Source organism: Kitasatospora sp. NPDC028055 (assembly GCF_040637885.1).
Classification (GTDB): Bacteria; Actinomycetota; Actinomycetes; order Streptomycetales; family Streptomycetaceae; genus Kitasatospora.
In genome coordinates this window covers 308,819-331,410 of sequence record NZ_JBEZXE010000002.1, presented here as the reverse complement: position 1 = coordinate 331,410, position 22,592 = coordinate 308,819, and the positions used below count along the sequence as shown (strand labels likewise).

The following is a 22,592-nucleotide window of genomic DNA, read 5'->3' as shown; positions in this document are numbered from 1 at the left end:
GTGCTAAGCGGAGTGCTGGGCGTCGAACGCGCCGACCACCCGCTTGGGGGCCGTCCGCCGCCAGGCCTCGGTGACCACGTCGCGCAGCTCCTCCGGGTCGACCAGGTCCAGCCGGACGCTCACCCAGCCGTGCCGTCCGACGTAGCGCGCGAAGGAGAACACCTCGGGCTCGGCGGCGATCAGTTCGGCCTGGTCCTCGCGGGTGGCCTTGACGGTGACGCTGTCGCCGTCGGGGTCGCCCATCGCGAAGACCTTGCCGCGGACCCGCAGGGTCTGGATGCCCCAGGTCGGTTCCTGGGCGGCCTCCGGCAGGGCCAGGGCCATCGCGCGGAACTCGTCGAACGTCACCATGGCGGCAGGGTAGAGCAGGGCCCCGCGTACCGCGCCCCCGCACCCCCGGTCGGGTGCGGGGGCGCGGGGGCGCGGGGGCGCGGGCGGCGCGGTCGGCGCTCAGCCGAGCGAGGCCCAGTTGTCGCAGGTCCGGTCGCCGTCGACCAGCCGGTCCGGGTGCCCGCTGCCGTCGGCGATCGAGATCCGGCGGTAGCTCTGGCCGCAGAACACCCAGAACTCGCTGCTGCCGCTGACCCGTTGGCGGTCCGGGACGGGCAGGAAGCAGTCCACCCGGCTGAGCCCGTTCAGCGAACTCCACTGGGAGAGCTCGCGGTCGGTGCGCTCCCGCACGTCGGTGTGGGAGGAGCCGTCGGCGATCGAGATCAGCCGGTACTGCTGGCGGCCGCTGGTGGTGTGGAAGCACCAGTACCAGCTCTTGCCGCCGACCCGCTGCTGGTCCGGCACCGGCAGCCAGCAGTCGACCTGGCCGACGCCGCTGAGCGAGCCCCAGTAGGTGAGGTCGCGGTCCGAGCGCTCCAGCGCGGTGGTGTACCGGCCGCCGGCGCAGGTGATCGAGACCAGGCGGTACTGCTGGCGGCCGCCGGTGCTGTGGAACACCCAGTACCAGCTCTTGCCGCCCGGGTCCTGCTGGTCCGGGACGGGCAGCACGCAGTCCACCCGGCCGACGCCCTGGAGGCAGGTCCAGCTGGTCAGCCAGGTGTCGTCCTCGACCTTGCGGTCGGTGTGGGCGGAGCCGTCGGCGATCGAGATCACCCGGCAGCGGTCGCCGTGGAAGGCCCAGTACCGGCTCTGGCCGCCCTTGCGGTACTGGTCCGGGACGCCGACGAACTCGTCGCAGGGGTAGGCCTTCACGGGCTGCGGCTTGGGCTGCCCGCCGGTCTGGGTGCCCGTCTGGGTGCCGGTCTGGCCCGTCTGCCCGGTCTGCCCCGTCTGGCCGGTCTGGGTGCCGGTCTGCCCGTTCTGCCCGACCGGGGTGAGCCGGCCCTCGCAGAGCCCGCGCAGGATGCTGAGCGAGGGCATGAAGGCGTAGACCGAGCCGGTGGTCTGGACGAACTGCTGGAAGCTCACCGGGGTGTGGTTGATCAGGCCGTCCGGCCCCCGGCTCTCGAAGTCGACGTCCGGGGCCTCCTGGGTCACCGGGTCCTTGCCGGGCACCGGCCTGGGGCCGGCGTGGCCGGGTGGGACGGCGCCGCCGCTGTCCCGGTTCGGCGGGAAGTTCGGCTGGTCCATCCAGTCGGCCTGGATGAACTCGAACTGCCGCTGGATGTCGGCCTGGTAGCAGATGAACAGCAGCCCGCGCGGGTCGTCCGGGCCGCCCGGGCCCTCGGAGGCCGGGTCGAACGGGGCGCCGTACGGGGTGCCCCGGCGGATGATCCGCCGGCCGTCCAGGATCCCGGCGTCGAACGGCGGCTTGTCCGGGCTCTCCTGGAGGCCGGCCCGCGGGCTGGTCTTGCGCAGGTGCGACCAGAGCGGCGTGACCAGCCCCTCCAGGTCGTCCCGGAAGTCGAAGTCGTTGTCGTTGGCGGCGCTCGGGCTGTTCGGGACGTCCCGGTCCTGGTGCTTGCAGACCGGCGCGCCGGAGCGCCAGCGGCCGACCATCCGGGCGGCCAGCCACTCGGCGGTGGCGCTCTCCGGAACGGCCTTGGCCTGCTTGAGCTCCCGCAGCTTGACCGAGACCTGCGACCACCAGCCGGGGACGTCCTGGGCGAGCCGGCGCACCACCTGGAAGGAGCCGTTGCGCGCCCACTCGGGGTACTGGGACGGCGGACCGCTGAACCGGTCGTTCTCCAGGCCGCAGACGAACTCGCCGGCCGGGACCAGCCGGGTGCCCGGGTGGCCGTCCTCCTCCTCCGGCTTGGCCGGGTTCGGCCGGTCGAAGCCCCTGACGCCGGGCTCGCTGATGCCGTCCTTGAAGCCGAAGTGCTCCTTGCCGCGCCGACTGCCCAGCAGGGTCTGGGCGTTCTGCTGGTAGACGATCAGGACCCGGCACTCGGCGGCCGCGATCCGCTGCGCCTCGACGGCCGCCTGGAGGTCCCGTTCGGTGTCCGCGGAGATCTTGAGCAGGGCGTGGACGGGCTGGTTCTTCCCGTTGCCGAACAGCCAGTTCTCCGGGGAGTTGTCGCCGGTGTCGCCGAGCGCGCCGGCCCGCTGGGCCGAGCCCTCCTTGAAGGCCTCCAGGCCGCCGCCGACCGGCGGGGGCGTGGGGAACGGATCGGCTCCGGCCAGCATCCGCAGGCCCTCGTAGGTGAAGCTGACGCCCAGCCAGGTGGCGGTCAGCGACTTGGGGTCGTCGCCGCCGGAGGCGTGCCTGGCCTCGCTGAACGCCTCGTTGAACGCGGCGACCTGCCGGGTGGTGGCGATCTGCGGGGTCAGTCTGCGCAGCCAGTCGCGGGCGCGGGAGGCGTCCTCGAACTTGAGGAACAGGACGCTGACGTTGTCCTTCTTGAAGCCGGCCAGGATGTCACCCTGGATCTCCTCGCTCTCGCGCAGGCTCAGTTCCGTCGTCATCGTTCTCGGGCTTCCTTTCGGGGTGGGGGGTTTCAGGCGGAGAGCTGGATCCACTGCGCGACGCTGGGCACGCCCTTGTCGCTGAGCAGGAAGAGCAGGTACCAGCCGGGCGGGGCGGCCTTGGCGTCCGGCGGGGCCTGGAACTCCAGCCGGTTGCCGGCCCGGCTGGTTAGCCGCAGGTCGACGTACCGCTGGCTGGTGTTGACCGAGTGGGTGGAGGTGGTCGGGGCCAGCAGGACGGCCCTGGCGGCGAGGCCCGGGGTGGTGCTGGTGACGGTGAACTTCTTGTCGTACCCGACCGGCGCGGTGGGCGCGTTGGCGAGTGCGGGCCGGTCGCCCTGGTGGAGGTAGGGCGGTTCGTAGATCTCGATGGTGCCGTTCATGGTGATCGGGCCGGTGGTGCCCGGGACGCCGTCGACGGTGCCGTTGATGTCGGTGTTGTTGGCCATCTGCTGGAGCTCGTCGCCGGTCACCATGATCCGGCCGTCCGGCAGCACCACCGCGTTGGAGTGGTAGCCGCGCGGCAGCCGCTGGACCGGGCCGAGCTGCCAGTTGCCCTGGTCGTCGCGGAGTTCGATCTGGCGGTACTTGAGGTCGGCGTTCGGGTTGTACGGGCCGTTGCCGTAGTCGCGGATGTCGTAGGCGCCGTTGACCGTCATCAGCCGGCCGTTGGGCAGCAGCAGGGTGTCGTCCTGGGTGCGGCCGAAGGCGCGGGACTTCTCGGCGGTCCAACTGCCGTTGGAGAAGCGCAGGGTGCCCGGGTTGTCCCGGTCGCCGCCGAGGATCAGCGCGGAGTCCGGGCCGTTCGCCCCGCCGGGCAGCATCACGGCGGAGCCGTAGTTGCGCTTGCGGCCGTCGGGGCGGGCGGTGAGGTCGGCGCGGGTCTCCGCGACCGGGTCGAACTTCCACTGCTCGTTGGCCGCGCGGCCGAAGCCGTAGACGTTGCCGTCGTTGAGCGAGAACAGGTGGGGGTAGTCGAAGCTGAACGGCGCGTCGGCCTTGAACCGTTCGACCGGGGTGTTCGTCGGGGTGTCGGTCTTCCTCACCGGGACCGGGAAGGCCTTGGCGGGGAAGCGCTCGACCACCGGGGTCGGGGTGCCGTAGCCGAGTTCGGACTGGCCGGACATGATCAGCTGGCGGCCGTCGGCCCCGGTGACCACCGAGGGGTACCAACGGCCCACCGACATGTCGGGGTTGCGGGTCCAGGTCTCCGTCCACGGGTCGAAGACCAGCGAGAGCTTGGCGCCGGTGCCGCCGTTGCCGCCCAGGTTGCCGCCGAAGACGCCGAGCATGCCGTTGGGCAGGAAGGAGTGCCCGGAGCAGAAGAACGGCACCGGGCGGGGCTCGTCCAGGCCGTCCGGCATGTCCGAGACCGGCGGGTTGACCTGCTTGAAGGCGTCCTTGCCGGTGCCCTTGGCCGGGTCCCAGAGGAAGGCCCGGCCGGCGTTCTCCTTGCCGGTGGTCTGGGTCGGCGCGGGTTCCTTCTCGGGGTTGGTCTCGATCCGTTCGAAGGAGAACAGCAGCACCTTGCCGGTGGGCAGCAGGGCGACGTGGTCGCCGAAGTCGGGGGACGGGAAGTACTCCTTGAAGGCGCCGAAGGTCTCCGGGGCGAAGGCCTTGTTGTGCTGGGCCTGGGAGGCGGTCAGGGCGTTGTACCGGTTGGTGCGGGTGGTCTGCGGGTAGTCGCCGATGCCGCGGACGGCCGCGCGCATCCGGGCGTGCTCCTCGGCGTGCTCCTGACCGAGGGCCGCAACCTCGTCCTGCCGCACCTCCTCGGCGACCCGGCGGGAGTCGACGTGCGGGGCGAGGTCGTCCCCGCCGTGGGCGAGCGCCGGGGCGGCGGCGCTCAACAGGCTTCCGGCGGTGACCGCGAGGACCACGGCGGTGGCCGGCAGTCGGCGGCGGCTCCGGGGCCTTGGCCGCGGGCGGAGTGGGGACGGGGGCATGGATCTCCTCGGGGAGGGAGGGCTGTTCGGGGGGAGGGGGCGAATGCGGACGGACGGGCCGTGGGCGGGCGCGGTCCAGCGATGGTCGCCGACCGTCACAGAACATCACGGCGCATGGTGGTGCGCATGCGACGTACCTCCCTTGGAGCGGTCCCGCTTCCGGGGATGTGCTGGAACAGCCGAAGGGGCGCGCACCGTTCGGTGCGCGCCCCTTCGGAGCGGTGATCGCCGGCGTGGTCGCCGGGGTGTCACACCATGCCCAGCGCGTACGCGGCGAACAGCGCCGCCGCCGTGCCCGCCAGCGCCTTGCCGGCCCGGGAGAAGGCCGTCCACGGCCCGTCGAAGCGCCGGGTGAACCACCCGATCGCCACCAGGGCGGCCCCGAACAGCGGCAGCAGGGCCAGCCGGGCGGCCACCCAGCCGAGCGAGTCCGGCGCGGTGGTCAGCCCCGGGACGGCGCCCAGGCCGGCCGCGCCGGGCACCGCCACCGCGAGCATCGCGCTCTGGTGCCAGCAGAAGATCGTCATCGCTGACAGGTTGACCGCCACCACCGGCAGCCACAGCAGCGGACGGCGGGTCAGCAGCCGGCCCAGCCGCTCCCGCAGCAGCACCGCCGCGCCGCACTGCACCGCGGCCAGCGCCAGCACCAGCAGGGACGGCGGGTGCGAGTTGGTGCGCTCGACGCCCGGCACCCCGACCATGCTCGCCGGGTAGTGGAACACCACCAGCAGGACCGCGAACAGCGCCGCACCGCCGAACAGCAGCACCCGGGCGGCCGAGCGGCCGAGCCGGCCCTGCGCCCACAGCACGCCCAGCTGGTAGCCGAACATCCAGCCCGGCAGCAGGTTCAGCAGCCCCAGCCAGGACGGCACCGCCTCGGCCCACGGCCCGTACCGCAGCAGGTCGACCAGGGCGACCGAGGCCACCAGCAGCCCCGCCGACCACGCGCCGAGCCGCCGCCCGAAGGCCACGCAGAGCGGGGTGAGCGCGGTCAGCGCCAGGTACACCCCGATGTACCAGAGCGGCTGCACCACCAGCGTGGCGCCGGTGCGCAGGGTGTCCGCGGGCACGCCGAGCCGGGGCAGCAGCGGGATCAGCAGCGCCCACACCGCCGTCACCCCCAGCACCGGGCGCAGCAGCCGGACCGTCCGGGCCCGCAGCCAACTCCCGTACGTCAGGCCCTTCTCCCGGGCCCGTTCCAGCGAGCGGACCGAGGAGTGGCCGCCGACCAGGAAGAACACCCCGAGCATCTGGAGCACCCAGCTGGCCGGGGCGAAGCCGCCGAGCGCGGAGAGCGGGCTGGCGTTGTGCAGGGCGCCGTCGGCGGAGCGGGTCAGGCCGCCGAGCATCCAGTGGCCGATCGGGACGGACAGCAGGGCGAGAGCGCGCAGGCCGTCCAGGGCGCGGTCGCGGCTCGCGGGGGTCTTCGCGTCGACCTTCGCGGCGGCGCGGCGCAGCGTGGTGAGGGCGTGGGCCATGGTGGTGCTCCTTCCTTGGCGGGGTGCGGGGGTTCAGCGGCCCTGGGCGATGGCGGCGTAGGCGGTGAGCGAGGCGGTGCCGGGGGCGAAGTAGCCGGTGTGGCCGTGGGACCCGGTGGACGGCAGCGGGCGGGCGCCGAAGCCGGGGTCGGTCGGGTCGGCGCCGTGGCCGAGGCCGAGGAAGCGGACGTTGGGCACCTTGCCGATCCAGTCCGAGCCGTTGCGGGCGGTGGCCCAGAGCGGCACTCCGGGGTCGAGGTCGGCGGCCGAGTCGACGCCCATGCCGGGCGAGCCGAGCACCACCAGGGCGGAGGCCCGGGCGGGGGTCGGGCGGGCCAGGCCGCAGACCACCGAGCCGTAGCTGTGGCAGAACACCGTGGGCGGGGCCTGCGGGGAGGTGCCGGCGGCGAGTCCGTCCAGGAACCGGTCGAGGCGGTCGGCGCCGGCCCGGGCGAGGTCCTCGGTGGCGGCGTCGAGGCCGACGCCGACCGGGGTGGTGTAGCCAGCCCAGGCGATCACGGCGGTGTGCCCGTCGGTGGCCCGGTACAGGGCGCGGGCCATGCCGGCGGGGGTGCCGTACGGCTCGGTGGCGCGGTCGAAGGTGAGCAGGTCGATGTCCGAGCCGGGGACGATCACGGCGGTGCGGGGGGCGGTGGTGAGGTCGCCGAACACCTCGGCGACCTGGCCGCGGCCGCGCGGGTCGAAGGCGAGGACCTGCCGGCCGCCGTCCAGCAGGGTGCGGTAGCGCTCGGCGCGGGTGCGGGCGGCCTGCTGGTCCTGCGGGGTGAGGGCCGGGTCGGCGGCCCGGGCGAGTTCCCGGTCGCGTTCGGCGGTGAGGGCCAGGGTGTTGGCCCGGTACCGGAGCGGGACGGGGGCGCCGTCCAGGTTGCCGACCACCAGGGGGTGCCGGGCGGCCAGGGCCTGCTGCTGGGCGGGCGTCAACCCGGCGAAGAAGGCGGCCACTTGGGCGGGCGTGCTGGTGGCCGGGTCGGGGAGGCGGAGGCCGAGCGCGGTGTCGGCGGTCCAGGCGGCGCTGCCGGGCGGCGGGCCGGTGACGGCGGCCTGGCTGTCGGCGGCCCAGCCACCCGCGCCGAGCACCGCCGCCAGCGTCAGCGCGGTGGCGACGAGCGCCCGCTTGGTACGGAGCTTGCGCATGTCCTGTTCTCCCTCGTCGGTTCGGCAGCCGGCTTCGGCTTTCGACGAGGAGGAAGGTAGGAACACGGCGGCCCCGCGGACGTCACACCGCGGGGCCAACTACCCGGTGCTACCGGGGTATGAGGGGGATAACCCCCCTTACTCGCCGGGGGTCACCAGGCCTGACTCGTAGGCCAGCACCACCGCTTGGGCGCGGTCGCGCAGGTCGAGCTTGGCGAGGATGCGCCCGATGTGGGTCTTGACGGTCTGTTCGGCGAGCACCAGCTTGGCGGCGATCTCCTGGTTGGACAGGCCGCGGGCGATCTGCTCCAGCACCTCGGTCTCCCGCGGGGTCAGGCCGTTGAGCCGCAGCTTGGGGTCGCGGCGCTTGGCGGGCCGGTTGCGGGCGAAGTCGGCGATCAGCCGCCGGGTGACGGAGGGGGCGAGCAGGGCCTCGCCGGCCGCGACCACCCGGACCGCGGCGATCAAGTCGGCCGGCGGGGCGTCCTTGAGCAGGAAGCCGCTGGCCCCGGCGCGCAGTGCCTCGTACACGTAGTCGTCCACGTCGAAGGTGGTCAGCATCAGCACCTTGGGCCGGTGGGCGCCAGGGACGGCGGGGTCCAGCAGCCGCCGGGCGGCCTCCAGGCCGTCCATGACGGGCATCCGGACGTCCATCAGGACCACGTCCGGGTGGGTGCGGCCGCTGACCTCCAGGGCCTGGGCGCCGTCCGCCGCGTCCCCCACCACGTCGATGTCGCTCTGGACGCCCAGCAGGGCGGCGAAGCCGGCCCGCACCATGGCCTGGTCGTCGACGATGATCACGCGGATGGTCATGCGGGTGTCTCCCCGGGGGTGTCTGGGCGTTCGGACGGGTCGAGCGGCAGTACGGCGGCCACCTTGAAGCCGCCGTCCGGCAGCGGGCCGGTGTCCAGCCTGCCATCGACCAGCCGGACGCGTTCGCGCATTCCGACCAGGCCGTGCCCGGTGCCCTCGGCCGAGGCCTCCAGTGACTCGGTGCGCTGCGGCGGGGGCGCGTTGACCACGGTGAGCCGCAGTTCCGGGCCGTCCGCCGACAGCGACACCCAGGTCCGGGCGCCGGGCGCGTGCCGGACCACGTTGGCCAGCGCCTCCTGGACGATCCGGTAGACGGAGAGGCCGACGGCCTGCGGCACCCGCTCGGCCAGCCCCTCGTCCACGGCCAGTTCGGCGGGCACCCCGGCCCGCCCCACCGTCTCGACCAGCTGGTCGAGTTGGGCCACGCCCGGCTGCGGGGCCTTCTCCCCGGAGGCGTCCTCGCTGCGCAGCACCCCGAGCAGCCGGCGCATCTCGGCCAGCGACTCGCGCGCGGTGCCGGCGATCGCGGTGAACTCCTCGGCGGCGTCGTCCGGGACGCCCTGGATCCGGTAGGGCGCGCTGGCGGCCTGCACCGCGATCACGGACATGTGGTGGGCCACCACGTCGTGCAACTCCCGGGCGATCCGGGCGCGTTCCTCCAGCAGGGTGCGCCGCTCGCGCTCCACCTCGCTGATCTGTTCCTGCTCGGTGAGCAGCCGGCGGGCGACCGCGCGTTCCCGGATGGCCCAGCCGAACAGCAGGACAGCGCCGCTGAGCGCGATCAGCAGCACGGTGGTGCCGTCGCCGGCCCGGGGCAGCCCGAGGGTGGTGGCGAGGACGGTGAGCAGGACGGTGGCGACCCAGACCGCGAGCACGGTGCCCCGGCGCTCGCGCAGCCCGAGGGCGAGCAGCAGGAAGAGGTACGAGACGATCATCGACGCGGTCCACGGCCAGGTGCCCATCACCTGCTGGTGGCGCGCGGTCACGGCGGCGGTGAGCACCAGGGTGGGGGCGCTGATCCACCAGGCGGCCAGCGGCCGGGTGATGGCGAGGATCAGCGGGGCGGTCTGGGCGACGGTGAGCGCGGCGGCCACCGGCAGCACCAGGCCGTAGAAGCTGGCCAGGTTGGCGATCCCGGTGGGGATCAGCGTGGCCTGGAGCGTGATCGCGACGACGTACGGGATGCGGCGCACCCAGCGTCGGCGGGAGCTCCCGAGCAGCGGGGTGTCGTCCTCGCTGGGGCTGGTCAGGTGCAGCCGCAGGGTGCGCAGTTGACGGGCGGCGAACCTGCGGGCGTCGGCGGCGGTGAGCGTCTTCATCGTGGGCCAGCCTAGGAGGGCCGGCCCGCGGCGGGCGTCGGACTGGAGCGCGAACTTCCGGGCGGTACCCGGGTACGGGGTGATACCCGGGTACTAGTCGCGCCAGTGGCCGGCCAGGGCGGGGCCGAGCTGGTCGAAGTAGCGCTCGATCACCACGACCATGCCCTCGGGGCCGGCCGGTTCCTGCTCGGCGGTCCAGGACAGGTGGGCGGCGCGCAGCAGGCTGCCGAAGACGGCGGCGAGCACGACCGGGCGCAGGTCCTCGGCCGGGTCGAGGCCTTCGCGTTCGGCGAGCACCTGGACCACCAGCCGCTCCTGCTCGGTGACCCGGCGCAGGTGGGCGGCGAGCAGGGCGGGGGTGTCCTCGATGATGCGCAGCAGTTCGAGGGCGCTGCCGATGGAGCCGGGGCCGGAGGTCCGGGCGTTCCCGAGGTCGCGCCAGGCCTGGACGATCGAGGCGCGCAGGGCCTGCAGCGGGGTCTCCTCGGCCGGCCGGTGGCGCAGGCAGTGGATGAAGTAGTCCTCGGCGTCGGACATCACGGCGAGGGCGACCTCGTCCTTGTTGGCGAAGTAGCGGAAGAAGGTGCGCTGGGAGACGTCGACGGCGGAGGCGATCTCGTCGACGGTGGTCCTGGCGAAGCCCTGGCCGAGGAAGAGCGCGTGGGCGGCCTGCACCAGGGCGTCCCGGGTCTGCTGCTTCTTGCGTTCCCGCAGACCGGGGGCCCGGCCGAGGTCCTCCGGGGTGCCGACGGGGTGGGGGGTGCGAGCGGCCATGGCGGGGGCCTTCCGGGGCGCGGGTGTGGCGGGTGGGAGCACAACCTTAGCCGCCTGACAAATGTCAGTTCCGGTCACAAGTCACTGTTTGCCGATTGTCAGTCGCTGACATAATCTGCCGGAGTGGCGCTCGTCGGCCGGGCACTCGTGGGGACGGGTGGGTCGTCGCAGCGCCACGCCACGTTCCGGTCCCTGTCACGCCCCCGGAGGGCCCCAGATGAGTCAGTCCGTCGTGAAGAACTCCGAGGCGGACGCGGCGCCGCCGTCGAAGCCGCCGGCCGGGGGAGGGCTCAAGGGGCACCCCTGGCTGACCCTGCTGACCGTCGCGGTCGGCGTGATGATGGTCGCGCTGGACGGCACGATCGTCGCGATCGCCAACCCGGTGATCCAGGAGAAGCTCAAGGCCGCGCCCTCCGAGATCCAGTGGGTCACCAGCGGCTACCTGCTGGCGCTCGCCGTCTTCCTGATCACCGCCGGCAAGATCGGCGACCGCTTCGGCCACAAGAGCACCTTCCTGGTCGGCGCGGTCGGCTTCGCCGCCACCTCGGCCGCGATCGGCTTCGCGGGCAACATCCAGACCGTGATCGCCTTCCGCGTCCTCCAGGGCCTGTTCGGCGCGCTGCTCCAGCCCGCCGCGCTCGGCCTGCTGCGCGGGGCCTTCCCGGCCGAGAAGCTCAACATGGCGATCGGCATCTGGGGCGGGGTGATCGGTGCGTCCACCGCGGCCGGCCCGATCGTCGGCGGCCTGCTGGTCGAGCACGTCAACTGGGAGTCGGTGTTCTTCATCAACATCCCGGTCGGCCTGGCCGCGGTGGCCCTCGGCCTGTGGATCCTCAAGGACGTACGGGCCGAGAACGCCGCCAAGTCCTTCGACCTGCCGGGCATCGGGCTGCTCTCGGTCGGGATGTTCGCGCTGGTCTTCGGGATCATCAAGGCCCCCGAGTGGGGCTGGGGCGACGCCCGGACGCTGCTGTTCCTGGGCGGCGCGGTGCTGCTGATGGTGCTCTTCGCGCTCTGGCAGGGCCGGGCGAAGGAGCCGCTGATCCCGCTCAGCCTGTTCCGCTCGGTGCCGCTGTCGGCGGGCGTGCTGCTGATGGTGCTGATGGCCTTCGCGTTCTTCGGCGCGATCTTCTTCGTGACCTTCTACCTCCAGAACGTGCACGGGATGAAGCCGGTCGACGCCGGCGTCCACCTGCTGCCGATGACCGGCATGATGATCGTCGGCTCGCCGCTGGCGGGCATCGCGATCGGCAAGCTCGGCCCGCGGATCCCGATCATGGTCGGGATGCTGCTCACCACCGGGGCGATGGTCGGCATGTCCACCCTGGACACCGGCTCCGGCACCGGCGTGATGTCGCTCTGGTTCGTCCTGATGGGCCTCGGCATCAGCCCCGTCATCGTCGGCGCCACCGAGGTCATCGTCGGCAACGCCCCGCTGGAGCTGTCCGGTGTGGCCGGCGGCCTCCAGCAGGCCGCGATGCAGGTCGGCGGCAGCCTGGGCACCGCCGTGCTGGGCGCCCTGATGGCCGCCAAGGTCGGCGACGTGCTGCCCGGCAACTGGGCCAGGGCGGGCCTGCCGGCGATCGAGGACCCGCAGGCGGCCGCGGGCCTCAAGCAGGCCGCCCAGCTGGGCATCACCCCGTCGGCCCCGCCCGGCACCCCGCAGCAGGCGGTGGACGCGATGGCCGGCGCCGTGCACCAGTCCTTCGTCAGCGGGATGTCGCTGGCCTTCGTGGTGGCCGCGGTGGTGGCGTTCGGCGCCGCCCTGCTGGCCCTGCTGACCCGCCGCGGCGAGACCGACGCGGGCCCGGCCGTGCACATCTGACCGGCCGGTGGGCGGCCCCGGACTCCGTGGCGGAGTCCGGGGCCGTCGTGCTGCCCGGGGGCGCCGCTCAGACCCGGGTGAGGGCCACCAGCGGGACCGTCCGGGCGGCCTTGCGGTAGTCGGCGAACTGCGGCTGGGCGGCCACCTGGCGGGCCCAGAGCGCGTCGTGCTCGGCCGGGTCGACGGCGGCCGCCACGGCCGGGTAGCGCTCGGCGCCGAGCTCGACGGTGACCTCCGGGTGGGCGACCAGGTTGCGGTACCAGACCGGGTCGGTGTCGCTGCCGCCGTTGGAGGCGAAGACCACCAGCCGCTCGCCGTCCGGCAGGTAGACCAGCGGGGTGGTGCGCGGCTCGCCGCTGCGGGCGCCGACCACGGTGAGCAGCAGCAGCGGCATCCCGGCGAGGTCGCCGCCCACCACCCCCTCGGCGGTCCGGAACTCGGCGATCACCTTGCGGTTGAACTCTCCCGCGCCGTCGGCGGGTTCGGGGTGGCGGTTCGCACCCTGGTCCGTGCTCTTGTTCGTCATGCCGTCGAGCGTAGGACCTGACACCGGTGTCAGGTGCGAGAACGCCGAAGGGCCGGACCCCGTACGGGAGTCCGGCCCCTCTCAGGCGCTAGCGGGCGATCAGGCGTCGCCGCCGGCGGCACCCGGGTCGGCCGCGGCCACGTCCAGCAGCTGGTAGCGGTCGATCGCGTCCTTCAACGCCGAGCGGTCGATCTTGCCCTGCTTGGCGAGCTCGGTGAGCACGCCCAGGACGACCGACTGCGCGTCGATGTGGAAGAAGCGACGGGCCGCACCGCGGGTGTCGGCGAAGCCGAAGCCGTCGGCGCCCAGCGACTGGTACTGGCCCGGCACCCAGCGGGCGATCTGGTCCGGAACGGCGCGCATCCAGTCGGACACGGCGACGAACGGGCCCTCGGCACCCTGGAGCTTCTGGGTGACGTACGGGACGCGCTGCTGCTCCTCGGGGTGCAGCAGGTTGAACTCCTCGGCCTCCACCGCGTCGCGGCGCAGCTCGTTCCAGGAGGTCGCGGACCAGACGTCGGCCTTGACGTTCCACTCCTCGGCGAGGATGCGCTGGGCCTCCAGGGCCCACGGCACGGCCACGCCGGAGGCGAGGATCTGGGCCGGGATCTGGCCGGCGGTGGCCGGCGCGTACCGGTGCAGACCCTTGAGGATGCCCTCGACGTCCACGTTCTCGGGCTCGGCCGGCATCTTGATCGGCTCGTTGTAGACGGTGAGGTAGTAGAACACGTCCTCGCCGTGCGGGTGCTCGGCGCTGGAGCCGTACATCCGCCGCAGACCGTCCTGGACGATGTGCGCGATCTCGAAGCCGTACGCCGGGTCGTACGCGACGACGCCGGGGTTGGTCGAGGCCAGCAGGTGCGAGTGGCCGTCGGCGTGCTGCAGGCCCTCACCGGTCAGGGTGGTGCGGCCGGCGGTGGCGCCGATCACGAAGCCGCGGGCCAGCTGGTCGGCCATCTGCCAGAACTGGTCGCCGGTGCGCTGGAACCCGAACATCGAGTAGAAGACGTAGACCGGGATCAGCGGCTCGCCGTGGGTCGCGTAGGACGAACCGGCGGCGATCAGCGAGGCGGTGCAGCCGGCCTCGGAGATGCCGTCGTGCAGCATCTGCCCGGTCGGCGACTCCTTGTAGGCCAGCAGCAGGTCGCGGTCGACCGACTCGTAGGTCTGGCCCAGCGGGTTGTAGATCTTCGCCGACGGGAACAGCGAGTCCATGCCGAAGGTGCGGTACTCGTCCGGCGCGATCGGCACGAAGCGGTTGCCGATGCCCTTGTCCCGCATGAGGTCCTTGAGCACCCGGACGAACGCCATGGTGGTGGCGATGGTCTGGTTGCCGGAGCCCTTCTTGACCGCCTTGTACACGTCGTCGCCGGGCAGTTCCAGCTTGCGCGGGCGCACCTTGCGGGTCGGCACGTAGCCGCCCAGCTCGCTGCGGCGGTCGTGCATGTACTGGATCTCTTCCGAGTTGCGGCCCGGGTGGTAGTAGGGCGGGTAGCCCTCGTCGAGCTGCTTGTCGGTGATCGGCAGGTGCAGCCGGTCGCGGAAGCGCTTGAGGTCCTCGACCGTCAGCTTCTTCATCTGGTGGGTGGCGTTGCGGCCCTCGAAGTTGGGGCCCAGCGTCCAGCCCTTGACCGTCTGCGCCAGGATGACCGTCGGCTGGCCCTTGTGCTCGCGGGCCGCCTTGAACGCCGCGTAGATCTTCTTGTGGTCGTGGCCGCCGCGACCCAGGTGCTGGATCTGCTGGTCGGTCATGTTCTCGACCATGGCGCGCAGGCGCAGGTCGCCGCCGAAGAAGTGCTCGCGGATGTAGGCGCCGGTCTCGGTGGCGTAGGTCTGGAACTGGCCGTCCACCGTGGTGTTCAGCTTGTTGACCAGGACGCCGTCGCGGTCCTGCGCGAGCAGCGGGTCCCAGCTGCGGTCCCAGACGAGCTTGATCACGTTCCAGCCGGCGCCCCGGAACTGGGACTCCAGCTCCTGGATGATCTTGCCGTTGCCGCGGACCGGGCCGTCCAGGCGCTGCAGGTTGCAGTTGACCACGAAGGTCAGGTTGTCCAGGCCCTCACGGGCGGCCAGCGAGAGCTGGCCGAGCGACTCGGGCTCGTCCATCTCGCCGTCGCCGAGGAAGGCGTAGACCTGCGAGTCCGAGGTGTCCTTGATGCCCCGGTGCTCCAGGTAGCGGTTCATCCGCGCCTGGTAGATCGCACCGAGCGGGCCGAGGCCCATCGAGACGGTCGGGAACTCCCAGAAGTCCGGCATCAGCCGCGGGTGCGGGTAGCTGGACAGGCCGTACGGGGCCTTCGACTTCTCCTGGCGGAACGCGTCGAGCTGCTGCTCGGTGAGTCGGTCCAGCAGGAAGGCGCGGGCGTAGATGCCGGGGGAGGCGTGACCCTGGAAGAAGATCTGGTCGCCCGACTCGCCCTCGGCGTCCTTGCCGCGGAAGAAGTAGTTGAAGCCGACGTCGTACAGCGACGCGGAGGAGGCGAAGGTGGCGATGTGCCCACCGACGCCGATGCCCGGGCGCTGGGCCCGGGAGACCATGACGGCCGCGTTCCAGCGGGTCGCGTTGAGGATCTTGCGCTCGATCTCCTCGTTGCCGGGGAAGAACGGCTCGTCCTTGGTCGCGATGGTGTTCACGTAGTCCGTGCTGCGCATCTCGGGCACGGCGACACGCTTCTCGCGGGCGCGCTCGATCAGCCGCAGCATCAGGTAACGGGCACGCTCACGCCCCCGCTCGTCGATGGCCGCATCGAGCGACTCCAGCCATTCCGCGGTCTCCTCGGGATCGAAGTCCGGGACCTGACTCGGAAGGCCGCCAATGATGATCGGGTTGCGATCGGATCCGGAAGCCACGCTGTTCCTTCACTGTCGGTCGAAACTGAGGTGTGTCGCGCCGCCTCCATCGTGCTACCGCGCTCGGAGATCCGTCATCTCTACCGATCGGTAACCGTTCCGCCTGGTGGGCGGAACGGTCTGGTGGCGCGCGTCGCGGGCTTCTTCGTCCGCTCCGAACACCCCCGGGTGTTACGAAAAGAGGTGGTCCGACCTGGTGTCCCGTCCGCCCGATGGCGGGCGGCCGGGGTGAGGGCCAACAGGAGACTCTACGCCCGCGCACGCGCGGACCCCGAATGCCGTTCGCATCTCGGGCACGCGTACGGCCTGTGGGCCGGGACCACCCGAAGCATCCTTGTCCCATGCAGAGAAGGGCAAATCGGTGTGATTCCCGACACGTCGCCCGGCGTGTTCCGGTGCGACACGTCAACCTTTGGGGGGGATCGGCGGTCGGGTACTTGCGCGAACCGCCGCGCCCGTGTGGACTACGGCCACAGCCTCGGCATGGATGCCGGGCCGAATACTGGAGGTTATTCCCGTGAGCGCGACCGCGGACCCCGCGGACAAGTCCAACCCGGCGACCCGTCTCGGCTTCGAAGAGGGCCAGATCGTCCAGGAGCTGGGGTACGACGAAGACACTGACCAGGATCTCCGTGAGGGCATCGAGGAGATCACCGGGACGGAGCTCGTCGACGAGGACTACGACGACGTCGCGGACGCCGTCCTGCTGTGGCACCGCGACGACGACGGGGACCTCACCGACTCCCTCGTCGACGCCCTGGAGTACCTGGCCGAGGGCGGTCTGATCTGGCTGCTGACGCCCAAGACCGGCCGGGACGGCCACATCGAGGCGTCCGACATCGCGGACGCGGCCCGCACCGCCGGTCTCTCCCAGACCAGCTCGATCGCGGTGGCCAAGGACTGGGCGGCGACCCGGCTGGCGACCAAGTCCACGGCGAAGCAGCCCAAGCAGCGCTGAACGGGTCCTGAGCCCCGCGCCGGGCCCCGACGGAGGATCTCCTCCGTCGGGGCCCGGCGCTTTTGCCTGTGGCGCTTCTGCCGGCGGGCGTTTGCTTGCGGCGTTTTCGCCGGCGGCGCTACGTGTGCGGCCGGGTGATCCGGGCGTTCCGGGTGTTCGCTCAGGGCGGAAGGGGTGGGCCTTCCGGCGGGCCGGGTCATCCGTTCGGCCGAACGTCGGTCAACGGATGCGAGGATGTCGCCTGCCGTGCCCGCCGCGCGGCCAGGTCGCGTCAGAAAGGTCCCGCTCATGGCCATCGAGATCGGCACCCAGGCTCCGGACTTCGAGCTCGCCACCCAGCACGGGGAGACGGTCCGGCTCGCCGACTTCCGCGGCCGCAAGCACGTCGTCCTGGTCTTCTACCCGTTCGCCTTCACCGGCGTCTGCACCGGTGAGCTGGGCGCGATCCAGCGCGAGCTGGCCGGGCTCCAGAACGACCAGGTCCAGGTGCTCGGCGTCTCCTGCGACTCGCAGTTCTCCCAGCGGGTCCTCGCCGACCGGGAGGGCCTGGAGTTCCCGCTGCTGGCCGACTTCTGGCCGCACGGCGAGGTCACCCGGGCCTACGGCGTCCTGGACGAGCGGAAGGGCTGCCCGCTGCGCGGCACCTTCGTGATCGACAGGGCCGGCACGGTGCGCTGGAGCGTCGTCAACGGCCTCCCGGACGCCCGGGACGAGCAGGAGTACCTCAAGGTGCTGGCCGGCCTCTGAGCCGCCCGGGTGGCCCCACGGGGCCCGTGCGACGCTCCGGCCCCGCCGTTCGGGCGTGCGTACGGGAACCCGGTACTACGCTCGGGCCGTTGGCGGAGTGCGGCGAACGTCCGTTTCTCGTCGGTCGGCGTCGCGAACCGCACCACCCGGGGGCACCACCCGTGCCTCCCGATTCTTGGAGGACACGTGGGAGTCAGCCTCAGCAAGGGCGGCAACGTCTCGCTCACCAAGGAGGCGCCGGGTCTCCAGGCCGTCGTGGTCGGCCTGGGCTGGGACGTCCGGACCACCACCGGGACGGACTTCGACCTGGACGCCAGCGCGCTGCTCTGCAACGAGCAGGGCAAGGTCGCTTCGGACGGGAACTTCGTGTTCTTCAACAACCTGAAGAGCCCGGACGGCTCGGTCGAGCACACCGGCGACAACCTGACCGGTGAGGGCGAGGGCGACGACGAGGCGATCAAGGTCAACCTGGCCACCGTCCCGGCCGACGTGCAGAAGATCGTCTTCCCGGTGTCGATCTACGACGCCGAGAACCGCGGCCAGAACTTCGGCCAGGTGCGCAACGCGTTCATCCGGGTGGTGAACCAGGCGAACAACGCCGAGCTGGCGCGCTACGACCTCTCCGAGGACGCCTCCACCGAGACCGCGATGGTCTTCGGCGAGCTCTACCGCAACGGCGGCGAGTGGAAGTTCCGCGCCATCGGCCAGGGTTACGCCTCCGGCCTGCGCGGCATCGCCCAGGACTTCGGCGTCAACGTCTGATTCCTCCTGCGGCGCAAGGCTCTTGCGCGGCCCCGGGGCGGCCCCGGACCTTCGAGGTCCGGGGCCGCCCCGCTTCGTCGGGACCGGCCCGGCTTCGTCGGGGTCCGGTGCGCTGCGAGGATGTGAGTTCAGGAAGTTCAGCCGGCCGAAGCGGGCCGGCCGGGGCCGCGGGGGACTACACCTGTATGGCGCCCCGGGAGAAGCAAGGGAGGAAGAACACCATGGTGGTCACGCTCGCCAAGGGCGGGAACGTTTCGCTCACCAAGGCCGCGCCGAACCTGACGCAGGTCCAGATCGGCCTCGGCTGGTCCGCCCGTTCGACCACGGGCGCACCGTTCGACCTCGACGCGAGCGCCCTGCTCTGCGGTGGCGGACGGGTGCTCGGCGACGAGTACTTTGTCTTCTACAACAATCTCAAGAGCCCCGAGGGCTCGGTGGAGCACCAGGGCGACAACCTCGTGGGCGGCGACGAGACGGGTGACGACGAGCTGATCCTGGTCAACCTGGAGCTGGTCCCGGCCCAGGCGGACAAGGTGGTCTTCGCGGTCTCGATCTACGAGGCCGAGGCCCGGCTGCAGAACTTCGGACAGGTGCGCAACGCCTACATCCGGGTCGTCAACTCCGTCGACGGCGAGGAGATCGCGCGCTACGACCTGTCCGAGGACGCGTCCAGCGAGACCGCGATGATCTTCGGCGAGCTGTACCGGTACGCGGGTGAGTGGAAGTTCCGCGCGGTGGGCCAGGGGTACGCCTCGGGCCTGCGCGGGATCGCGCTCGACTTCGGCGTCAACGTACAGTGAGGCCGTAAAACGGACTTATCGCACCGATCAACGATCAGATGATCAACGATCAAACGATCAAGAGAACAGAGGGCAGTGCGGGGGTGACCTGACCGGGCCCGGCCCGGTCAGGCGTCTCGGGACCAGGCCGCCCCCGACACGGCCAGAACCCGAAAGGTAGCCAACTCCCGTGTTCCTCCGCACATTCGGCTGGTCGTTCGCGATCACCGCCCTGGGCCTGATCGCGGCCGGACTGCTCTGGGGGGCCCAAGGCTTCGGCATCGTGCTGATCCTCTCCATCCTGGAGATCTCCCTGTCCTTCGACAACGCGGTGGTCAACGCCACGGTGTTGAAGCGGATGAACCCGTACTGGCAGAAGATCTTCCTGACGGTCGGTGTGCTCATCGCCGTCTTCGGGATGCGTCTGGTCTTCCCGCTGCTGGTCGTCGGCCTCACCGCGAAGCTCAACCCCGCGACGGTGATCGACCTCGCCCTGCACTCCAACGCGACCCACGACGGCCTCACCTACGGCCAGTACCTGGAGGCGGCCAACCCGGCCATCGCGGCCTTCGGCGGCGTCTTCCTGCTGATGATCTTCCTCGACTTCGTGTTCGACGAGAAGGAGCACAACTGGCTCGGCTGGCTGGAGCGCCCGCTGGAGAAGGTCGGCAAGCTGGACGCCCTGTCCAGTGTCGTCTCCCTGGTCGCGCTGGTGCTGGCCTCGCGCTTCTTCGCGGCGGAGCACGCCGAAACCGTTCTGCTGGCCGGTGTGCTCGGCCTGATCACCTACCTCGTCGTCGGCGGCCTCTCCTCGATCTTCGAATCGGGCCTGGAGGAGGAGGCCGAGCGCGAGGAGGAGGCGGAGAAGTCCGGCAAGTCGGTCGTCCAGGTGGCCGGCAAGGCCGCGTTCTTCCTCTTCCTCTACCTGGAGGTCCTGGACGCGTCGTTCTCCTTCGACGGCGTGGTCGGCGCCTTCGCGATCTCCAACGACATCTTCCAGATCACCCTGGGCCTCGGCATCGGCGCGATGTACATCCGCTCGCTGACCGTCTTCCTGGTCCGCAAGGGCACCCTGGACGACTACGTCTACCTGGAGCACGGCGCCCACTACGCGATCGGTGCGCTGGCGGTGATCCTGCTGGTCGGGATCAAGTACCACATCCCGGAGATCGTCACCGGCCTGATCGGCGTCGCCTTCATCGGGCTGGCGCTCGCCTCCTCGATGCTGCGCAACCGGCGTGAGGCGGCGGAGGGGGAGAAGGAACTCGTGGGCAGCGGGCAGTAGTCCGCCGCCCCCCGCCATCCCCTCGGCCGTAGGGCCGGGGAACGCGACGGCCGCCTCCGGGGATCCGGGGGCGGCCGTCGCGTTGTTCCTGCGGGGGATGGGGCGGGGGCGGGGGTCAGCCCAGCTGCTGCTCGATCGCGCGCAGCTTGCGCTCCAGCGAGTCCAGCTTCGGCATCGACAGGGTGTCGTCGTCGGCCGTCAGGTCGACGGTCGAGCTGCGGTAGGACGAGGTGGAGCCGCTCGTCGAACCGGTGGTCGAGGAGGAGTACGAGCTGCCGGTCGAGGAGTAGGAGCTGCCGGTCGAACTGCTCGCCGAGGACAGCGAGGAGGACGACAGCGAGCTGCTCGCGGAGGAGGTGTAGGACGACCCCACGGCGGCCCGCGGTCGGCGGCCGGCGTCCAGCGCGGTGGTGGAGGAGGTGTACGGGTCCTGCGTGGTCGAGGCGGTGCGGTCGCTCTCGGCGGCTAGGGCAGGCTCCGTAGCGGTCTGGCCGTCTCCGGCCGCCGTGAGCGCGGGCACCTGACGCCCGCCGCGGGCCCGGGCGAGCATGCCGCCCTGGCGGGAGATGGCCTTCAGCTCGGCCCGCTCGCGGCGGTCGGCGGAACGGGCGCGCACCTTGGCGTCCAGCTTCGCCTGGCGCTCCTCGCGGACCTCCTCGACCGCCTCGTCCAGGCTGCGGACGTTCTCCAGCAGCATCAGCGACCAGGCCGCGTAGGTCTCGCGCGGGGCGCGCAGCCAGCGGACGATGCGGATCTGCGGCAGCGGACGCGGCACCAGGCCCTGCTCGCGCAGCGCGGCCTTGCGGGTCTGCTTGAGCGCCCGGTCGAACAGGATCGCCGCCGAGATCGACATGCCGGAGAAGAACTGCGGGGCACCGGCGTGGCCCAGGCCGCGCGGGGCGTGCACCCAGTTGAACCAGGCCGAGGCGATCGCGAACACCCAGACCAGCAGGCGGGAACCGAGCGCGGCGTCACCGTGGCTGGCCTCGCGGACGGCGAGCACCGAGCAGAACATCGCGGCGCCGTCCAGGCCGAACGGGACGAGGTACTCCCAGCCGTTGGACAGGCCCAGGTTCTCGATGCCGAAGCCCACCAGGCCGTGGAAGGAGAGCGCGGCCGCGACGCCGGCGCAGCAGAACAGCAGGGTGTACGAGGAGATTCCGTAGATCATCTCCTTGCGGCGGCGGCGCTCCTCGCTGCGCTCCCAGGAGTCGCCGGCCTCGTCGTTCTTCGAGCTCTTGAATCGCAGCGTCGCCATCAGGATGGCGACGAACAGCAGGGCTGCGCCGCCGACGACGGTCCAGACCAGCTGTATGGAGGTCAGGTTCATTGCGGGTCGGGCCTCGGGTTTCCGCAGGGGACAGGTTCACAGCGCGACACAGGTGGTCAGGTCCCGCGGGGCGGGTACCGCCTGACGGTTCGTTCGTCGCCGCACGACGTGCCCACCGCGCCCGCGCAGGGGCGGACGGGACACCTGTGCGGCTAGACGATATCGCGTCCGAAGGGGCGGCATGTTACGGGAGGGCGGCTTCCGCGGGCCAATCGACCCACCGGTTCGGGTCACGGGTGGGAATCACGGGTGGGCGTCAACGGCCGGGCAGGGTAGGGAAAGAAGGAGTCCGGGTATCCGTCGGCCCGGTCGATGCCCGATCATGGACCGGCGGATCGTCAGACCGCCGCACGGAGGCAGGGGGAGAGGACTGGATGGTCTCGATCTGGGAGTACCTGCGCGGGGACAAGAGCTACACCTTCGACAACCCGGGCGGGCAGCACAAGGTCACGCTCACCAAGTCGGCGCCGCAGCACGCGATCACCGGCTCCGCCGCCACCACCGGCTACCTCTACGTCAACCTGCACTGGACCATGCGCTCGGGTGCCGTCCGGCCGAGCACCCGGGACACCCTCAAACGGCTCTTCAGCCCGCGGATCCTCAGTCCGCTGGAGCCCGACTCGCCGGGGGGCAACGAGCAGCTGAACGTCGACCTCGACCTCGCCTGCATGTACGAACTCTCCGACGGCACCCGGGGCGTGGTGCAGCCGCTCGGTGAACTCTTCGGCGACCTGCGGGAACCGCCGTTCATCAAGCTCAGCGGTGACGACCAGTACGGGGCGCCCTCCGGCGAGACGATGTACGTCAACCTGGAGAAGAAGGACAAGTTCAAGCGGCTGCTGATCTTCGTCTACATCTACGACGGCACCCCGGCCTTCGAGCAGACCCACGCGGTGATAACGATCGTGCCGCAGACCGGGCCGCGGATCGAGATCAAGCTGGACGAACGGGCCCGGGCGGCGCGCTCCTGCGCGGTGGTGCTGATCGAGAACGCCGGGGACAACCAGCTGACCGTGCGCCGCGAGGTGCGGTACGTGAACGGGTTCCAGGCGGACATCGACCGGCTGTACGGCTTCGGGATGCAGTGGCAGCGGGGGTACAAGGGGCAGAAGCCGAGCGGGGGCGGGGACTGAGGTCCCCGGCGGGGGTGCGGTGCTGCGGGCGGCCCCGCCGGGCGTCGGGCTCG

18 protein-coding genes are annotated in these 22,592 nt (G+C 71.7%); 7 read left to right on the top strand and 11 right to left on the bottom strand.

All coding sequences use genetic code 11. The features are described 5' to 3' along the window. Window positions 1–3: 3 nt before the first annotated feature. From AB0F71_RS05400 to AB0F71_RS05365, 8 genes are all read right to left on the bottom strand, one after another. Window positions 4–351 carry an MmcQ/YjbR family DNA-binding protein gene (locus AB0F71_RS05400; protein WP_360228511.1) on the bottom strand — a complete coding sequence of 116 codons (348 nt, stop codon included), beginning with the start codon at window positions 349–351 and terminating at the stop codon, window positions 4–6. A gap of 99 nt (window positions 352–450) precedes the next feature. Further along, a complete protein-coding gene (locus AB0F71_RS05395) occupies window positions 451–2,859 on the bottom strand; it encodes a Dyp-type peroxidase (RefSeq protein WP_360228508.1) in 2,409 nt (802 codons plus the stop codon). A 32-nt stretch (window positions 2,860–2,891) separates the two neighbouring features. Further along, window positions 2,892–4,805: a galactose oxidase-like domain-containing protein gene (locus tag AB0F71_RS05390; RefSeq protein WP_360228505.1), complete on the bottom strand. Its 1,914-nt coding sequence runs from the start codon at window positions 4,803–4,805 to the stop codon at window positions 2,892–2,894. Window positions 4,806–5,053: 248 nt separating this feature from the next. Further along, complete coding sequence (locus AB0F71_RS05385; RefSeq protein ID WP_360228502.1) at window positions 5,054–6,283, bottom strand: acyltransferase; 1,230 nt, start codon at window positions 6,281–6,283, stop codon at window positions 5,054–5,056. A 33-nt stretch (window positions 6,284–6,316) separates the two neighbouring features. Beyond that, the gene (locus AB0F71_RS05380; protein WP_360228499.1) at window positions 6,317–7,438 is read right to left on the bottom strand and encodes an alpha/beta hydrolase; all 1,122 of its coding nucleotides are present in this window, start codon (window positions 7,436–7,438) and stop codon (window positions 6,317–6,319) included. A gap of 138 nt (window positions 7,439–7,576) precedes the next feature. Further along, window positions 7,577–8,251 (bottom strand): response regulator transcription factor, encoded by a 675-nt coding sequence (locus AB0F71_RS05375; protein ID WP_360228496.1) that lies wholly within the window; start codon window positions 8,249–8,251, stop codon window positions 7,577–7,579. Beyond that, a complete protein-coding gene (locus AB0F71_RS05370) occupies window positions 8,248–9,570 on the bottom strand; it encodes a sensor histidine kinase (RefSeq protein ID WP_360228493.1) in 1,323 nt (440 codons plus the stop codon). The genes AB0F71_RS05375 and AB0F71_RS05370 overlap by 4 nt, the downstream gene beginning before the upstream one ends. 93 nt (window positions 9,571–9,663) lie before the next feature. Further along, the gene (locus tag AB0F71_RS05365) at window positions 9,664–10,344 is read right to left on the bottom strand and encodes a TetR family transcriptional regulator (protein ID WP_360228490.1); all 681 of its coding nucleotides are present in this window, start codon (window positions 10,342–10,344) and stop codon (window positions 9,664–9,666) included. A 217-nt stretch (window positions 10,345–10,561) separates the two neighbouring features. Here AB0F71_RS05365 and AB0F71_RS05360 point away from each other — a divergent pair, with 217 nt between their 5' ends. After that, window positions 10,562–12,169, top strand: coding sequence for an MFS transporter (locus tag AB0F71_RS05360; protein WP_360228487.1), 1,608 nt, complete (start codon window positions 10,562–10,564; stop codon window positions 12,167–12,169). Window positions 12,170–12,236: 67 nt separating this feature from the next. Here AB0F71_RS05360 and AB0F71_RS05355 read toward each other — a convergent pair whose 3' ends face one another. Both AB0F71_RS05355 and aceE read right to left on the bottom strand, forming a co-directional pair. Next, complete coding sequence (locus tag AB0F71_RS05355) at window positions 12,237–12,695, bottom strand: nitroreductase/quinone reductase family protein (protein ID WP_360228484.1); 459 nt, start codon at window positions 12,693–12,695, stop codon at window positions 12,237–12,239. A 99-nt stretch (window positions 12,696–12,794) separates the two neighbouring features. Next, window positions 12,795–15,545: a pyruvate dehydrogenase (acetyl-transferring), homodimeric type gene (aceE, locus tag AB0F71_RS05350; RefSeq protein WP_360228481.1), complete on the bottom strand. Its 2,751-nt coding sequence runs from the start codon at window positions 15,543–15,545 to the stop codon at window positions 12,795–12,797. Window positions 15,546–16,062: 517 nt separating this feature from the next. On the opposite strand from aceE, the gene AB0F71_RS05345 reads away from it, so the two are divergent. From AB0F71_RS05345 to AB0F71_RS05325, 5 genes are all read left to right on the top strand, one after another. Beyond that, window positions 16,063–16,503, top strand: a complete 441-nt coding sequence (locus AB0F71_RS05345; protein ID WP_360228478.1) for a DUF3052 domain-containing protein — start codon at window positions 16,063–16,065, stop codon at window positions 16,501–16,503. Window positions 16,504–16,791: 288 nt separating this feature from the next. Further along, window positions 16,792–17,250 (top strand): peroxiredoxin, encoded by a 459-nt coding sequence (locus AB0F71_RS05340; protein ID WP_360228475.1) that lies wholly within the window; start codon window positions 16,792–16,794, stop codon window positions 17,248–17,250. A gap of 186 nt (window positions 17,251–17,436) precedes the next feature. Continuing rightward, the gene (locus AB0F71_RS05335) at window positions 17,437–18,012 is read left to right on the top strand and encodes a TerD family protein (protein WP_360228472.1); all 576 of its coding nucleotides are present in this window, start codon (window positions 17,437–17,439) and stop codon (window positions 18,010–18,012) included. Between the two features lie 221 nt (window positions 18,013–18,233). Then, window positions 18,234–18,812, top strand: coding sequence for a TerD family protein (locus AB0F71_RS05330; protein WP_360228469.1), 579 nt, complete (start codon window positions 18,234–18,236; stop codon window positions 18,810–18,812). A 169-nt stretch (window positions 18,813–18,981) separates the two neighbouring features. Further along, window positions 18,982–20,076, top strand: coding sequence for a DUF475 domain-containing protein (locus AB0F71_RS05325; protein ID WP_360228466.1), 1,095 nt, complete (start codon window positions 18,982–18,984; stop codon window positions 20,074–20,076). 115 nt (window positions 20,077–20,191) lie between these two features. Here AB0F71_RS05325 and AB0F71_RS05320 read toward each other — a convergent pair whose 3' ends face one another. Beyond that, complete coding sequence (locus AB0F71_RS05320; RefSeq protein ID WP_360228463.1) at window positions 20,192–21,406, bottom strand: DUF2637 domain-containing protein; 1,215 nt, start codon at window positions 21,404–21,406, stop codon at window positions 20,192–20,194. Between the two features lie 374 nt (window positions 21,407–21,780). Between AB0F71_RS05320 and AB0F71_RS05315 the strand changes: the two genes are divergently transcribed. After that, window positions 21,781–22,539 carry a Tellurium resistance gene (locus tag AB0F71_RS05315; RefSeq protein ID WP_360228460.1) on the top strand — a complete coding sequence of 253 codons (759 nt, stop codon included), beginning with the start codon at window positions 21,781–21,783 and terminating at the stop codon, window positions 22,537–22,539. Window positions 22,540–22,592: the final 53 nt, after the last annotated feature.